Annotated in this window: 15 protein-coding genes and 2 pseudogenes; 1 reads left to right on the top strand and 16 read right to left on the bottom strand. The window is 71.8% G+C overall.

What is annotated here, in order from left to right:
• Positions 1 to 30: 30 nt before the first annotated feature.
• The 6 genes from CWS50_RS09740 to CWS50_RS09760 form a co-directional block, all read right to left on the bottom strand.
• The gene (locus CWS50_RS09740) at positions 31 to 444 is read right to left on the bottom strand and encodes a PIN domain-containing protein (protein ID WP_164860120.1); all 414 of its coding nucleotides are present in this window, start codon (positions 442 to 444) and stop codon (positions 31 to 33) included.
• A complete protein-coding gene (locus tag CWS50_RS13005; RefSeq protein WP_164860121.1) occupies positions 437 to 667 on the bottom strand; it encodes a hypothetical protein in 231 nt (76 codons plus the stop codon). The genes CWS50_RS09740 and CWS50_RS13005 overlap by 8 nt, the downstream gene beginning before the upstream one ends.
• Before the next feature lie 335 nt (positions 668 to 1,002).
• Entirely contained in the window at positions 1,003 to 2,772 is a 1,770-nt protein-coding gene (locus CWS50_RS09745; RefSeq protein ID WP_243118276.1) for a lysine--tRNA ligase, read from the bottom strand.
• 142 nt (positions 2,773 to 2,914) lie between these two features.
• Positions 2,915 to 3,445 carry a hypothetical protein gene (locus tag CWS50_RS09750; protein ID WP_127842638.1) on the bottom strand — a complete coding sequence of 177 codons (531 nt, stop codon included), beginning with the start codon at positions 3,443 to 3,445 and terminating at the stop codon, positions 2,915 to 2,917.
• 43 nt (positions 3,446 to 3,488) lie between these two features.
• Positions 3,489 to 3,902: a hypothetical protein gene (locus tag CWS50_RS09755; RefSeq protein WP_127842639.1), complete on the bottom strand. Its 414-nt coding sequence runs from the start codon at positions 3,900 to 3,902 to the stop codon at positions 3,489 to 3,491.
• A complete protein-coding gene (locus CWS50_RS09760) occupies positions 3,899 to 4,132 on the bottom strand; it encodes a hypothetical protein (protein ID WP_127842640.1) in 234 nt (77 codons plus the stop codon). Before CWS50_RS09760 ends, CWS50_RS09755 begins: the two co-directional genes overlap by 4 nt.
• A 213-nt stretch (positions 4,133 to 4,345) precedes the next feature.
• On the opposite strand from CWS50_RS09760, the gene CWS50_RS13235 reads away from it, so the two are divergent.
• Positions 4,346 to 5,314: an endonuclease domain-containing protein gene (locus CWS50_RS13235; RefSeq protein WP_180342438.1), complete on the top strand. Its 969-nt coding sequence runs from the start codon at positions 4,346 to 4,348 to the stop codon at positions 5,312 to 5,314.
• Positions 5,315 to 5,498: 184 nt separating this feature from the next.
• On the opposite strand, the pseudogene CWS50_RS09770 reads toward CWS50_RS13235, so the two are convergent.
• From CWS50_RS09770 to folP, 10 genes and pseudogenes are all read right to left on the bottom strand, one after another.
• A pseudogene (locus tag CWS50_RS09770) lies at positions 5,499 to 6,016 on the bottom strand (aspartate 1-decarboxylase).
• 10 nt (positions 6,017 to 6,026) lie between these two features.
• A complete protein-coding gene (locus tag CWS50_RS09775) occupies positions 6,027 to 7,073 on the bottom strand; it encodes a 4-phosphopantoate--beta-alanine ligase (protein WP_127842641.1) in 1,047 nt (348 codons plus the stop codon).
• A complete protein-coding gene (locus CWS50_RS09780) occupies positions 7,063 to 7,356 on the bottom strand; it encodes a DivIVA domain-containing protein (RefSeq protein ID WP_127842642.1) in 294 nt (97 codons plus the stop codon). The genes CWS50_RS09775 and CWS50_RS09780 overlap by 11 nt, the downstream gene beginning before the upstream one ends.
• A gap of 117 nt (positions 7,357 to 7,473) precedes the next feature.
• Complete coding sequence (locus tag CWS50_RS09785) at positions 7,474 to 8,508, bottom strand: Rossmann-like and DUF2520 domain-containing protein (RefSeq protein WP_243118277.1); 1,035 nt, start codon at positions 8,506 to 8,508, stop codon at positions 7,474 to 7,476.
• A gap of 13 nt (positions 8,509 to 8,521) precedes the next feature.
• A pseudogene (locus CWS50_RS13590) lies at positions 8,522 to 8,776 on the bottom strand (PH domain-containing protein); the annotation flags it as partial.
• Between the two features lie 15 nt (positions 8,777 to 8,791).
• On the bottom strand, positions 8,792 to 9,160 hold the full coding sequence (locus CWS50_RS13595) for a hypothetical protein (RefSeq protein WP_243118278.1): 369 nt from the start codon (positions 9,158 to 9,160) through the stop codon (positions 8,792 to 8,794).
• A 384-nt stretch (positions 9,161 to 9,544) separates the two neighbouring features.
• Positions 9,545 to 10,036, bottom strand: coding sequence for a PH domain-containing protein (locus CWS50_RS09795; RefSeq protein WP_127842643.1), 492 nt, complete (start codon positions 10,034 to 10,036; stop codon positions 9,545 to 9,547).
• Between the two features lie 90 nt (positions 10,037 to 10,126).
• Entirely contained in the window at positions 10,127 to 10,615 is a 489-nt protein-coding gene (locus CWS50_RS09800) for a DUF3180 family protein (RefSeq protein ID WP_127842644.1), read from the bottom strand.
• The gene (gene folK, locus CWS50_RS13600; RefSeq protein ID WP_243118279.1) at positions 10,615 to 12,999 is read right to left on the bottom strand and encodes a 2-amino-4-hydroxy-6-hydroxymethyldihydropteridine diphosphokinase; all 2,385 of its coding nucleotides are present in this window, start codon (positions 12,997 to 12,999) and stop codon (positions 10,615 to 10,617) included. Before folK ends, CWS50_RS09800 begins: the two co-directional genes overlap by 1 nt.
• Positions 12,996 to 13,856 carry a dihydropteroate synthase gene (gene folP / locus CWS50_RS09815; protein ID WP_371855140.1) on the bottom strand — a complete coding sequence of 287 codons (861 nt, stop codon included), beginning with the start codon at positions 13,854 to 13,856 and terminating at the stop codon, positions 12,996 to 12,998. Before folP ends, folK begins: the two co-directional genes overlap by 4 nt.
• Positions 13,857 to 14,072: the final 216 nt, after the last annotated feature.

Here is a 14,072-nt window from a genome sequence, read left to right on the forward strand (position 1 = left end):
CCAGCCCTGAGTGCGTGCCGCTGAGACGGCCTAGGCGGCCAGGAGCGGGTTGACAGTTCTAACCCCGCGCAGGACGCTGCCGTGCGCCAAGTCCTCGGTCCACAGCTCACCGCAGCCGGACTCGACAGCCGCCTCAAGCACCATGGCGTCCCAGACAGAGAGCTGGTGCCTGCGAGCAGTCACCACCGCCCGCTCAACGAGTGCGCGGTCGGCGGGGACGACCCCCAGGTCAGCGACCCGACGGACGACACGCCCGGCCTCCTCAGGCGGCCACACGGGCCTCAGCTTGCGGGTGAGGACGACAAACAGCTCAAGCATCACCTGGGTGCTCACGGTGAAGTCGCGGTGGCTGGCCAGAGCGGCTCGGGCCGCTGCCTGCTTGGACGGGGAGGCGCTGTCAAAGGTGTAGGCAAGGATATTGGTGTCCAGGAAGACCCTAGACATCGTAAAGGTCCTCGCGACTCCACCCGCGCCCGTGCTCACCGCTGCGTGCTGGCCTGGCATCCGCCAGGGCAAGCAGCGACTCCACGACGTCCTGCTGGTCAGGACCTGCGTAGCGCTCCAGCATGTCGCTGAGGTACTTGTTGACGGACTCATTGCGCTCAAGCGCGCGGATCCGGGCGCGGCGAAGGACGTCAGCATCGACGGAGAGAGTCAGCGTAGCCACGAGTTCAGTGTAGCACTGGTTCAGTGCGACACAGAAGCCTGACGGCCCTGTCGGCAGCCCCGCTGCACATCTTCAGGGTGTCAGCCACGCCGCCAAGCCCGCTGCTGCGCACAGTCACGTCGGTCGCGTGGCTGGCAGCGTCCTGAAGATGTGCAGCACGCACTGCATTGCACATCTTGGACCTCACCAGCCCCTCTTCGGTACGCGCCCAGGCCCACCATTCTGCCGTTCTCCACTGGTCACACCTGCCCGGACCCGGTGAAGATGTGCAGCATCGAGCGATCGAGCGGCTGAGCGGCCGTTGTCCAGCGGGCTGTGCCTCCTAGCGCCTGGCCCTACCCGTCGAGTCCTACCGACGAGGACCGCCTGACGATGGGGAAGGTGATGGTCTCACGGATCCCCTGGCCGGTCAGGGCCATGAGCACCCGGTCGATCCCCATACCCATGCCGCCGCAGGGCGGGAACCCCTGCTCCATGGCCACCAGGAAGTCCTCGTCCAGGACCATGGCCTCCGGGTCGCCCTTGGCGGCGGCCAGGGCCTGGGCCTCGAAGCGCTCACGCTGGACCACAGGGTCGGCCAGCTCGGAGTAGGCGGTGGCCGTCTCCGTACCACGGACGTAGAGGTCCCACTTCTCGGTCAGCCCCGGACGGCTACGGTGGTAGCGGGTCAGTGGCGAGGTGTCCTCCGGGAAGTCGAGGACGAAGGTAGGCTCCCACAGGGTGGAGCCCACGAGCTCCTCAAAGAGGTCCTCCACGATCCTGCCCGCCACCGCGTAGTCGCTGACCTCAATGCCGTGGGCCTCGGCAAGGCCCACCAGCCGCTCGCGCGGGGTCTCCACGGTGACCTCCTCCCCCAGGGCCTGGGACACCGAGGTGTAGAGGTCGATCATGGCCCACTGCCCGGACAGGTCGTACTCGGTGCCGTCGGCCAGGGTGACGACCTCCTGGCCCTCATCCAGCCCGAAGGCGTCGCGGGCCGCGGCCTGGATGAGGTCGCGGGTCAGCTCGGCCATGCCGTGGTAGTCCGAGTAGGCCTCATAGGCCTCCAGGGCGGTGAACTCCGGGGAGTGGGAGGAGTCCACGCCCTCGTTGCGGAAGTTCCGGTTGATCTCGAAGACGCGGTCCACGCCCCCTACCACGGCGCGCTTGAGGTAGATCTCCGTGGCGATGCGCAGGTAGAGGTCGGTGTCGAAGGCGTTCATGTGGGTGGTGAACGGCCGGGCGGCCGCCCCACCGTGGATGACCTGGAGCATGGGGGTCTCCAGCTCCAGGTAGTCGCGGCGGTGGAGGCTGTCGCGGATGGAGCGGACCACCGCCGCCCGGGTACGCACCATGTCGCGCGCCGCCGGGCGTGTCAGCAGGTCCAGCTCACGACGCCGCACCCGCTGCTCCTCCGACAAGGTGACGGCCTCCCCCGCCTCATTGGTCCAGGTCTTGGGCAGCGGGCGCAGGGCCTTGGAGGCGATGCGCCAGGCTGGGACCGCCACATCACCGTCAGTCGCCGTGGCCAGGTCGACGCCCTCAGCCAGAGTCGGCTCCGCGAAGACGGACAACTCGCCCCGGCGGGAGGTACCGACATGACCGTGGACAAAGAGGTGGTCCCCCAGGTCAACGTCCGTCTTGAAGGCAGCCAGGCTGGAGTGGCCGCTGGCAGGCAGGGACCTGGCTGAGAGCATGACCTGGAGAGTGGCTCCCGCCCCGTCCTGGAGGGTGGCGAAGCAGAGCCTGCCGGTGTTGCGCAGGAGGACCACCCGCCCGGCCACACCGACCACGGTGTCCGTCTCCACACCCGCCTCCAGGTGGCCAAGCTGCTGCCTGACAGCGGCAATCGTGGTGGTCACCGGCACGGTGACCGGGTAGGGGTCCCAGCCGTCCTGACGCAGCCGCTCACGCTTGCCTGCGCGGACCTCGAACTGCTCGCCGGGTCCGGGATGCGAGGACGGCTGGGCAGGAGCGTGCCCGGCGTGGCTGGCAGCGGGCTCCGTGGGGACGCCCCGCGCGGGCTCTCCACCCCGGCTCCCCCCGCTCCTGGTGTCAGGGTACTGGGCACTACGGGCGCTGTTCTCAGTGGTCGCAGGGCTCAGGGAGCCAGGGGTGTCAGTCACCCGGCAGAGTGTACTGGGTCCGCTGGCTGTCTACCGGCTGCCCACGGGAACCACCAGATCCAGCCGCCCACCAGACCCACCCGGCCCACCGGCTGCCTGCAGGCAGCCGCCCAGGAACACGGTGCCCACGCATACCACCTGGTCAGTCCCACTGCGGCAACCAGTCGGCAGGCCTGCGCCTAGGCTTGCGGAACCGTCGGCGCCGCATCCAGAAGCGGAGCTCCTGCGGGAACCAGGTCGCGGGTAGTGCGTCAGCCCTTGTCGGCACCAGGTCGAGGCCAGCAGGCACCAGGGTCAGGCCATGACGCGAGCGGTACTGGTCCCATGCCCCGCGAAGCCCGGGAAGCGCCGAGCACATGAGGCGCTCGTAGGCCGGGCCGGGCCAGGTCCACCACACCGGCCTCTCGGGCAGCCCGGCCACCAGCACGGCACCGTCCTCCAGACTCTGCGCCCACTCCGACTCCTCTTCGGGCGACCAGTCCACCGGCATGACGTCACCCCTGTAACTGCGCTCCCAGCCGTCCAGGACTCCGGCAAGAGCCAGCTCGGCCTGGAGCTTGTCAGCAACGGTGGTGAACAGCTCGTGCAGCAGCGGCACGTCTGCTGAGGAGCCAGCGGGAGTGTCAGCAGGGAAGAAGGCCTCGGCGGGCACCACGCACTCAACCCTGTGCATGCCATGGGGCTCACGCGGATCCAGATGGTGAAACAAGGCGAGGTCAATCGGGGGAGGGCGAGTCCATGTTGACCCCGTTCTCGTCGCCGCGCCAGCGCTTCTCAACCTCCTCCAGGCGCCCCACGTCAAAGGGCCACACCCGGGCGACGCCCGTGTACCTGGTGGGAAGCCACTGTGAGGCGACCGCGCTGAGCACCCGCACCCAGGCGTGCACCGGCTGGCTGCACACCCGGTGGCGCACGTACCAGGTCATGCAGACCACCCGCACCCTGGGTCCAGGCTCCTCGTCCTCCGCGTCAAGGTCGTAGTCCGGCACGTGCGGCCCAGGCTCTGGCCACAGCCGACGGGTCAGGGCGTCCGCGACCACGCCGTCACCGGCCCGGGCCAGGCGGACGGCCAGCTCGAGCCTGCGGTCGCGCGCTGACCGGCGATCACGCGGCTGGCGCCCAGAACTCACCTCGCACACAAAGTGCATGGCGTCCTTGCCGGAGACCTCGACCAGATAGTCGTAGAAGCGGAAGCCATGTCCAGGGAGCTCTCCTCCAGGACGGCGAGGACCTCCGTTGTCCCCTCGCGCCGCACGGTGATGAACGCCCCGTCACCGTCAACGCCCTCCACGACGTAGCCAGCCAGGGCCGCCGCGACCACGTCGTCCCGTGTGAGCTCACGGCGGACGTAAACCTGCATATCCTCCCTGGGACCATCCGCGCCTGCCGGTATCACGTTTATCACATCATTTGTCGCTCTCTTGTCTTCTTTTTACCCACGAGCTCAGCCTACCCGCGATATCAGCACGACCCGGTCACCACAGGGGGCGCTCTCTCCAGCCAGGCTCAGCCATCGGTGGGCAGCCGCAGCACCAGCCGAGCGGAACCGGCCGCCGCGAGGCAGCGTCAGCACATGAACCACGCTGATGCCGCCGTCTCACTTCTCCTGGAGCACGTCGCCTCCCTGCATGGGGCCGCGCACTCCGACGAGGTCGCCCGCACCGCTGCTGAGCAGGAGGCTGTCAAGGTCGCCCTGGCGGCAGGCCTGCTCTACCGGGAGGGGCACTGCCTCCTGGTGGTGCCGGGCACGGACCACCGCACCGTGGTCGCACGCTCCTTCCGAGGCCAGCTGACCTGCGCCAGCGCGGCGGAGATCCTCGGCTACCCCGTGCTGCACCCACCAAAGGAGGTCCACGTCGCCGTCAGCCGTAACCATGGTGTCCGTGCCTCCGCCAAGCGCCCGCTCGACGGTGTCCGGCTCCACCGCGTCCTCGAGCTCACCCCGCTGACGGTGGACGGCCTGCCGGTGGTGGTGCCCGCCGAGGTCGTGGCCTGCTGCCTGGTCTGCATGGATGAGGCACCTGCCGTCGCGGTCGCGGACGCTGCGCTCCACCGCAGGGATGTCACCCACGAGGAGGTGTCCGACCTCCTGACCTCCCGGTACGCCGCCACCGCGCGCAACCGCCTTGCCCAGACCGAGCCGGGCACCAGGTCCGTGCTGGAGACAGTAGTCCGCCTGGCGCTGCGCCGCGCCGGGCTGCGGGTGGAGTGCGGTGTGTGGATCGAGGACGTGGGCGAGGTGGACTTCCTTGTCGAGGGGTGGCTCATCCTCGAGATAGACGGCTACGAGTTCCACAGCTCACGGGAGCAGATCCGCAAGGACCGGCACCGCGAGCACGCGGCCGCCCGGCTCGGGTACGTGACGATTCGGCTGCCCCACCAGGACGTCATGGAGGGCGAGCGTGCCATTGTGAGCACTGTCGTGGGCGCGATGCGCGGAGTCGCACGCTCATCTTTTATCGTAGACCCTTATAGCCCTGCAATCGCGCGGAAGCTTGGGCGGCTCTGGAATGACGGTCAAGGCTCCCATGTGCATCGCTGACCTTGATGCACATGGGAGACGATCACACGCGTGAACCGCCGGGGCGGCGCCTGGGGTCAGGCGCGCGGACACACCGGTCCGTCTACCGGGGCCTGGCGGGTGAGTCCGGCCTGAGCCAGGCACGGGCGGGCAACCGCCGCAGGCCCTATGCTCCCGCGACACGCCGACCAGGGTGCCGCAGGCCTCAGCCCCGCGCCTCCTCAAAGGTCAGCCCCGAGGTGCGCAGGCCCTGGACGCGGGCCGCCTGGGCCTCCTGAGGCACCGCCCCCGGGTCCCCTCCTCGGTGGACGGCCCGGTTGCGCTCATCGACGAAGACCACGTGCGGCACGTAGCTGCGGGCCTCGGCGTCGCTGAGCTGGGAGTAGGCGATGAGGATGACGACGTCCCTGGGAGACACCAGGTGGGCGGCCGCACCATTGACACCGACCTCCCCCGAGCCGCGTGGGCCGGGGCTGCGGAGTCGAAGTAGGCACTGGCCTGGGCGGCGGTCCCCCGAGCCGCGTGGGCCGGGGACGGCGTAGGTGGTCAGCCGACTGCCGTTGGTGCAGTCCAGGACGTCCACGCGGTCACCGGGAAGCAAGTCCGCCGCCTCAAGCAGGGATCGGTGTCCACGGTGATGGAGCCGACGTAGTCCAGGTCAGCCCGGGTCACTGTGGCCCGGTGGATCTTGGAGGTCATCATCGTGCGGGTGCGGGTCGCCATCGCACCCAGCCTAGTCCCGCGCCGCCAGGTCGAGGAGGGCGTTGTCAATGAGCCGCGTCGCCCCTACCCAAGCCGCCACGGCCAGCAGGCCCTGAGACCCGCCCGGCTGGCCCGCCTCGGTCATCTGGCCCGGCTGGCCCCCGGGCGCCTGCGGCTCCAGGCCGAGCCCAGCCCCGGCCAGGTCCACGAAGGTCTCCGGGTCCACCAGCGCCACGTAGTCCACCCTGGCCCCGGGAGCGCGCTCCAGGACCCTGAGCGCCGCCTCCCGCACCTCCTGCGGCCGCGCCCCCTCGGCTGCCGCCTCACGGCCTGCGGCCAGCGCCTGGGACAAAGACAGTGCCTGCTGGCGCTCTCCGGGCGAGAGGTAGGCGTTGCGTGAGCTCATGGCCAGCCCGTCAGCCTCCCGGCGGGTGCGCACCGCGACGACCTCCACGGGCACGGCCAGGTCACGCACCATGGCGCGCACGACCGCGAGCTGCTGGGCGTCCTTGCGGCCGAACAGCGCCCAGCGGGGTGTCGTCAGGTGAAGCAGGGTGAGGACCACCTGGCAGACGCCGGCAAAGTGCGTGGGCCGGGTACGGCCCTCCAGGACGCCTCCCACCGGCCCTGGATCAATGCGCACCTGCGGCTGGCCACCGGGGTAGACCTCCTGCGGGGTCGGGGCAAAGACCACCAGGCGGTCGGCACCGGTGCTGCTCCTCCCGCCCGTCCCGCCGCCTGCCGCCTCGGGGCCCCCCGCCCCACCCAGGGCCTCCTCCAGCCTGGCCAGGTCGCCACCGAGGTCACGGGGGTAGGTCTCCAGGTCCTCTCCGGCGGCGAACTGAAGCGGGTTGACGAAGATCGTCACCACCACGGTCCCGTGCGTGCCGACCCGCCGCACCGCCTGCCGCACCAGGTCCAGGTGCCCCTGGTGCAGGGCCCCCATCGTCATGACGACGGCGCGCGGACCGGGCCGGTCTGCCAGGGCCTGCGCCAGCTCGCGGCGGGTCCTCACCAGCAGCGGGCCGGTGGGGAGGTTCGTGGAGAGGCTCCCGGAGGGTACCGGCTCACTGGGCACGGGCGTCCCCCGCGCGGGCACGAGCCGCCTCCAGCTCGCCGCGCAGGTAGGCGTTCTCCCGCTCCAGCTCCTCAATACGGTGGTCGCGCGGGGCGACTGCCGCCGCGATCTGCTCGTCGCCGGGGCCTGCCGCAGCGCCGGCCGCACCGACCTGGGCCTCCAGGAGGCGCATGGCCTCGACAACCTCGTCGAGGTAGGCGTCGACCTCGTCCTGCTCGTAGCCCGCACGAAGCCGGGTCGGCTGGAACTTCTTGTTGAGGACGTCATTGGCGGTCAGCGGCATAGCGTGCTCCTTGGTCTTCAGGAAGGCCCGGGCACGACCCGGCCCAGGCGGTGTACGACGACACCCAATAGTGCCACTCCTGCGCCTGCGGCACCCGGCTGTCGCGCACCCGCCTGGTCACGAATCAGGTGACAGGACCTCCCGCAGCCGCTGCGCCTGGGCGGCGGTGAGCCGGTGCTCCTCCTGGCAGCGCCGCACCGCGGCCCCAGCGAGGTGACGGTAGGAGGAGACGACGTCGTCAAGGCGGTGCCCCTGCCCGTCCCGCAGGGCACCCAGGGCCTCCACGTGCTCGGCGACGGTTCCGGCGTCGCCCCGGGTGACCGGCCCGCTCAGCCCTGACAGGCCCTCGCTCAGTGCCCGCTCCAGGGCTGCGACCAGCAGCGGCCGCATGGTGGCCGCGCCCTCCGCAACCCCTGCGGCCGCCATAGCACGTACGGCCTGGTCCACCAGGACCACGAGGTGGTTGGCGCCGTGGGCGAGGGCGGCGTGGTAGGCGGGGCGGGCCTCCTCCTCCAGCACGAACGGCTCTCCGCCGAGCTCGACCGCCAGGGCCTGGGCGATCGGGAGGACGGCGGCAGGGGCTGTCACGGCCATCGGGCACCCGGCGAGCCTGGCGGTGTCGGCGGACCACCCCCCGAAGGTCATGGCCGGGTGGAGGGCCAGCGGGATGGCCCCGCAGCGCCGGGCAGGCTCCAGGACGCCCACTCCGTAGCGGCCCGAGGTGTGGACGACAATCTGTCCCGGCTGCCAGCGGCCAAGGTCAGCAAGTCCGGCGACCAGGGGGCTGAGGGCGTCGTCGGGCACAGCCAGCAGCACGAGCTCGGCCCTGTCGACGACCTGCTCGACGTCCAGGACGGGGACACCGGGCAGCAGCAGCTCCGCCCGGTCGCGGGAGGCCTCGGAGACCGCGTGGACACCGACCACCTGGTGGTCAACCGCCATGAGCGCCGAGCCGAGGACCGCCCCCACACGCCCTGCGGAGATGATGCCGACCCCCAGGCGCCCGGGCCTGCTCGCCGCACGCCGGGGGGCACCTGCCGGGGATGGACCACCAGGAGCAGGGGGGAGGTCATCGGGGAGATCACCGGGAGAGTCAGCGGAGGAGGGGGGCTGCGGCACGTCACCGGTGCCTGTCGTCATGTCCACCGTCATGCCCACGATCGTCTCACGCCTGCCCCCCTCCCGGCACCATCCGGGCGGCCCGCTCCATCCAGTCCCCCGCCTCCTCCGTCCTGCGCCGCCGCAGCGCACGCAGGGAGATCTCCCGTGCCAGGGCAGTGGCGTCTCTGAGCGCCAGGTTGCTGACAGAGGTGGTGACGCTGGTGGAGACCATCTCCAGGCGAAGGCCCGCCAGGCCCCACCGCCGCGCCCAGGGCCCCTGCGTGACCCTGATCGACTGGACGCGCTCGTAAGGGACGACGCTGACCCTGCGCGTCTAGCGCGCCCCCCGGACAAGGACGCAGGTCTCGGTCAGGGCCACCGCGTCACGCCACCAGGCCAGGGGAGAGAACAGCCGTGCACGCCGGGGGACCCGGATGAGACCACGCTCAGGTGCCCCGACCGGGGCGGAGGTGTCCCCCACGCCGTCGTCGTCGCGTCCGCTCAGCGCGTCATCGACCAGGGTGGAGGGGCAGCCCGCCAGCCCCAGCACACACCCTGCCGTCGCTACACTGCGCAGGATCGACCCGATGAGGACACGCCTGCCTACCTCGTAGAGGAAGCGCTCCTGCCCGCCCCACTGGCTGTCCCGCGACGGGCCGCCACGTCGGCCCCTGCCAGGGGCGCCCTGGTGGGAGGCCGTCACCTGGTGCGCCCGCGCCCGGGGAGGCACCTGGGCCTGGGCGGGCGGATGCTGGTCCAGGCCGGCACCACCACGACAACAGGCCGAGCGCCGCCCAGCCCAGCAGCAGGAGTGCGACCACGGCGAGAAGGTAGGGAAACGGCCCGCGCAGCACCGTCCCGTGCTCCCTGAGGTAGCGGTAGGCCGCCAGAGTCTCCTCAATGTTGCGCACGAGGATCACGGCGAGCACACCGGTCACGGTCTTCCAGCCCTCCAGGAAGGCAGTGACCACGGAGACCCGGTGCCAGGCCACGTCGCGGGGCTCAGCAGGTGCCCCTGCCTTGTTCCCAGTTAGGACAGCGTCGCGTCCCGCACCCCGGGCACCAAGGGACTCGGGTACCGGGGCCGTCACAGCCCCGCCATCCTCTCCTCGCCCCGCTCGGACAGGACCTGGCGCAAGCGCTCGGCCTCAGCCAGCGGCAGCCCGTTGATCGTGGCGTCCGTGGAGGCGGAGGCCGTGTGGAGCCTGACCTCGGCGATGCCCAGCCGACTCGCCAGAGGCCCCTGGGAGACCTCCACAAGCTGCATCCTCCCGTAGGGGATGACCGACACCCTGCGGAACATCACACCCCGCCGCCACAGGAGGTGGTCCTCCTCCAGGGCGTACCCCAGGGCACGGACCTGGCGCGGGACCAGCCAGGCCTCCCAGGCAGCCAGCGCCACGGCAGCAACGGCCAGGCCGGCCAGCCAGGGGGTGACCAGGACCGCGAGCACCGTGGCAGCCACTAGGAGCACACCGTTCACAGCACCGTTGACCAGCCGGGCGGTCACCAGCCGTGGGGAGACCGGTTCGAAGACGGCGTCCCACGGCGCCAGGGAGGCACCAGCCGCGCTGCTCATCACTCTCCTGACATCAAGACCAGTGGTCGGCTGCCGGTGCAGCGGCGGCCCCGCCGTGCACGAGAGGCCGAGTACCGGGCACCCGGGGTACTACGCCGCAGCACCGCTAGGGGGCGGCGGGCCGTTCCCTTGGACGTCGTTGTCATCGTCGGAGATGACGCACCAGTGCTCGACCACGAAACCTACCACGGACCACAGGAGGCAGGCCAGGAGGCAGGCAGCGGCGATCCGGGCCAGGTGGCTCATCGCCGGGGACGAGGGGGCCAGCAGCGCCAGGAGGAGCTGCCCGGCGTAGACACCGCCCACGACCGCGCCCACAAGTGCCGAGGCCTGCGCCGCTGCGGCAGTCGTCACCGCCCCGGTCGGTGTCATCCAGGTCCGCTCCCGCGAGCGCAGTCGCCGCACGGCCAGGCCGCGTACCAGGACCGCCCCGGAGATGACCAGGGCCGCCACCGCCCCCCAGGGGGTCAGGACAGGGACCGCCCCCCGGTGCCGCAGCACCAGGTCGCTGAGCGCCCAGCCCACCACCGTTGCGGCAAGGAACACCGCCAGGGCGCTGGTCCGACGGACGCGGCGCATCAGATGCCGGGACGAGGACCTGCGCCCTGATCAGGCCCGCTGCCTCCGATGACCTCGTTCCACTGCAGAGGAGCCTCCCAGGGGTCCTGCCCCTCCACCTGCGCCGAGGGCAGGCCGCCGACGGCACCTGGGGCGTGGTCCTCCAGGAGCACCTCGGCGGGCTCGTGGGTCTGCGGTGCCGCGACGTCCCCGCCCGGCTCCAGGGGCTGTGGCTGTCGTGGTACAGGCGGTGCGGACGGCACCGGGGCGCCGTCCCCGGCCAGGTACTCGGCGGCCAGCCCCTCGTCCACGACGCGGCCCTCGTCCCGCGTGGCCCCGTAGACGGCCTCTGCGGGCCCAGGCTCCTCCTGGGCGACCGGAGGCGCGACGTAGGGGCCGGTGGGCCTGTCCGGGATGTTGTCGGTGTCCAGCCAGTCGAAGGCGAGCCAGCGCAGCCCGGAGCGGTCCGGGGCGTAGTCAGCCAGCTCAGACACCGGCTGCCCGCCCAGCTCGGCGAAGGGGTCGGCCAGGCTCCAGGGCACCAGGACAAAGGCCCGCTCACGGGCGTGGGGGTGCGGGAGCGTCAGCCCGGGGTCGTCGGAGGAGACGCCCTCCAGGGCCACCAGGTCCACGTCCAGGGTGCGCGGCCCCCAGCGCGTGGTGCGCACCCGGCCCGCGTCACGCTCCAGCCCCTGGCACACCTCCAGCAGCTGCCTGGCAGACAGCGTGGTCAACGCCGTCACCACCGTGTTGAGGAAGTCAGGCTGGGGCTGGCTGCCCTCCGGCACTGCGGCGACGCTGCGTGCCAGCGGGGCCACCTGCATGACCTGGATCCCCTCGGTCTGGCGCAGGGTGTGCACCGCCTGGCGCAGGGTGTCCAGCAGGTGGCCCACGTTGGCACCCAGCGCGAAGACCACCCCCACCGGGCGTCCGGGCGGCTCCTCCAGCGGGTCAGCCGTTCGGCCAGCTGTCCCGGTGGAAACCGCCTCGGTCTCAGTCACGGGGGCAGGAGCCGGTTCAGCCACAGGGGCGGGAGCCGGTGAGGGCGCGACCACCTGCTCCGCGACGTCGGCCACCGGGATACCGCCCCCCTGTCCGGTGAGCTCCTGAGCGGTGGGGGCAGCAGCGGCCGACTCGCCCTGGCCCGGCCTCCCGGCAGCCTCCGCGAGGGGCCCGGGCAGCACCTGGTCGCGGTCCCAGGTGGCCCACCCTGGCCCAGCGGGCTCCTCGGCCCCCTGGACCGGCCCCTGCACCAGTGCGGCGGCGTCCTGAGCCTCCAGGAGCTCCTGCGCAGGGGCATCCTCCCGGAGGACGGCATCCTCCTGGCCGAGGGCACCACCCGGGGGCACGACGCCCTCCGCCACCGGCATGGCCTGCGTGAAGGCGGCTGGCGGGGACAGGGGCGAGGACGGCACAGCCGGGGACACGGCAGAGGGGGACAGAGTGGAGGGGGGCAGACTGGAGGAGGTCGGAAGGTCGAGCCCGGAGGGGCCGGGCAGGTCCGTACCGGCTGCTGCCTCGCCGTGGGAGGCAGGGCTCGCCGAGGAGGCGTGCCGCCCCTCGGGCGGGGGCTGGACCGCCAGGGCGGCGGTGGACAGGTCCTCCTCCCCCTCCTTCTCCTGGAATGGCCCCACCGCCTCCTGCGGAGCCTCCGGCGCAGTACCGGCAACAGTGTCGTCGGCGGTGTCGCCGACCGTCTCGTCAGCGGTGTCGCCGACGGTCTCGTCAGCGGTGTCGTCAGCGGTGTCGCGGATCCAGGGGTCAGGTGCCCAGGGGTCAGCAGGCGCTGCCTGCGCCCCGAGGACCGCAGCCTCACCCGGCACCTCCGGCGCCTCACCGTCCGTGGCGTCGGACGCAGGCACGACCTGGTCAGCACCCACCCAGGTGGGTGCTGAGGCAGCCTCCTGACTGGGGGCAGCCTGCGCCGCTGAAGCCACCGGGGCAGCCGCCGGGGCGCCGGAGGCCGCCCACGCCGCCTGGGTCACGCCGCTGGAGACGCCCTGGGCCACCGCGCCGTCAGCCACACGGTAGATCGTGACGGAGACGTCCTCGAAGGCCACGTCCAGCGGCGCCTGGGGCTTGTGCACGGTCACCTCGACGGCGAGCACCCGGGGTACCGCGAGGACCTTCTCCGCGACACGGTCCGCCAGGGTCTCCAGCAGGCTGACCGGCTCCCCCTCGATCACGGTGACCACGGTCGTGGCCACAGCGGCGTAGTCGACGGCGTCGTCCAGGCTGTCGGTCACTGCCGCCACAGCCGTGCCGCGCTCCCCCAGGTCCAGGACGAGGTCAACGGTGAAGAGCTGCCCCTCCTCGCGTTCGAAAGGCAGGACGCCGTGGTGCCCACGGGCGGACAGCCCGACCAGGCGGATCCGGTCGGTGGTGGCTGTGACAGTGGTACTCACTGGTATTCCTTCCACAGGGAGGCGGTACGGAGGGCGTCCCGGTTGGCCGGGACCTCATGGACTCGCACGGCCCAGGCGCCAGCGACGGCGGCCAGGGCCGTGGTTGCGGCGGTGACGGCGTCACGCTGGAGGGGCGTGGCACCCTCTGGCGCCGCCATCGCCAGGAAGCGCTTGCGCGAGGCCCCGACCAGCAGAGGCTGGCCGAGCCCGGCCACCAGGCGCGCGGTACCTGCCAGGAGCTGCCAGGACTGGGCGTGGGTCTTGGCGAAGCCCAGGCCCGGGTCCACCACGACCTGGCTGCGGCGCGCGCCCGCAGCGTCCAGCTCGTCCAGGCGCTCCCGCAGCTCGGCGGCCACTCCCGCCAGGACCCCGTCCGGGTAGCTGGTCAGCCGGTCCATGGTCTGGGGGTCGCCACGCCAGTGCTGGCACACGTAGACCACGCCCGTCTGCGCGACCAGGCGGTGCATGGCAGGATCGGCCAGCCCCCCGGAGACATCGTTGACGATGAGCGCACCGGCCTGGAGCGCCGCCTCGGCGGTCGAGGCGTGGACCGTGTCCACCGAGACGACAGCCCCCTGCCCGGCGAGCTCACGCACCACCGGCAGGACCCGGCCCCGCTCCTCCTCCACCGTCACCGGTGCCGCGCCCGGCCGGGTGGACTCCCCGCCGACGTCCAGCAGGTCGGCCCCCTGGGCCAGCAGCTCGCGGGCACGGGCCAGGGCCGTCTCCGTGGTGGCCCAGCAGCCGCCGTCAGAGAAGGAGTCCGGGGTCACGTTGACCACACCCATGAGGAGGGGGCGACCAGCCGCGAGGGTGTCCGGCAGAGGCGCCGGAGCCGAGGCGGTCTGCCTCGTCAGAGTGGTCAGAGAGGTCACGGTCCCAGGCTAACGGGTGCTCCGCCCCTGTGGGCGCACCACGGCGTTTTCAGCCCGTCGCGAGCCCGGGAGCGCTCCTCCCAAAGGCGGAGGCCAGCGGGATATCCGTTCCTTTGGCTTATAGGCAGACCGGGGCGGGACTCCTAGCGTTGAGGGCACCGGACCAGAGGCGTCCGGCGAGATGTCTGCGGAGCGAGA

It is taken from the genome of Actinomyces wuliandei (genome assembly GCF_004010955.1).
Classification (GTDB): Bacteria; Actinomycetota; Actinomycetes; order Actinomycetales; family Actinomycetaceae; genus Actinomyces; species Actinomyces wuliandei.

Bases quoted from the DNA above. Each gene is read 5' to 3' on its own strand.
- CWS50_RS09740 (WP_164860120.1), bottom strand. From the start codon at position 444: ATGTCTAGGGTCTTCCTGGACACCAATATCCTTGCCTACACCTTTGAC.
- CWS50_RS09750 (WP_127842638.1), bottom strand. From the start codon at position 3,445: ATGCACAGGGTTGAGTGCGTGGTGCCCGCCGAGGCCTTCTTCCCTGCT.
- CWS50_RS09760 (WP_127842640.1), bottom strand. From the start codon at position 4,132: ATGCAGGTTTACGTCCGCCGTGAGCTCACACGGGACGACGTGGTCGCG.
- CWS50_RS13235 (WP_180342438.1), top strand. From the start codon at position 4,346: ATGAACCACGCTGATGCCGCCGTCTCACTTCTCCTGGAGCACGTCGCC.
- CWS50_RS09780 (WP_127842642.1), bottom strand. From the start codon at position 7,356: ATGCCGCTGACCGCCAATGACGTCCTCAACAAGAAGTTCCAGCCGACC.
- CWS50_RS09785 (WP_243118277.1), bottom strand. From the start codon at position 8,508: ATGACGGTGGACATGACGACAGGCACCGGTGACGTGCCGCAGCCCCCC.
- CWS50_RS09795 (WP_127842643.1), bottom strand. From the start codon at position 10,036: ATGAGCAGCGCGGCTGGTGCCTCCCTGGCGCCGTGGGACGCCGTCTTC.
- CWS50_RS09800 (WP_127842644.1), bottom strand. From the start codon at position 10,615: ATGCGCCGCGTCCGTCGGACCAGCGCCCTGGCGGTGTTCCTTGCCGCA.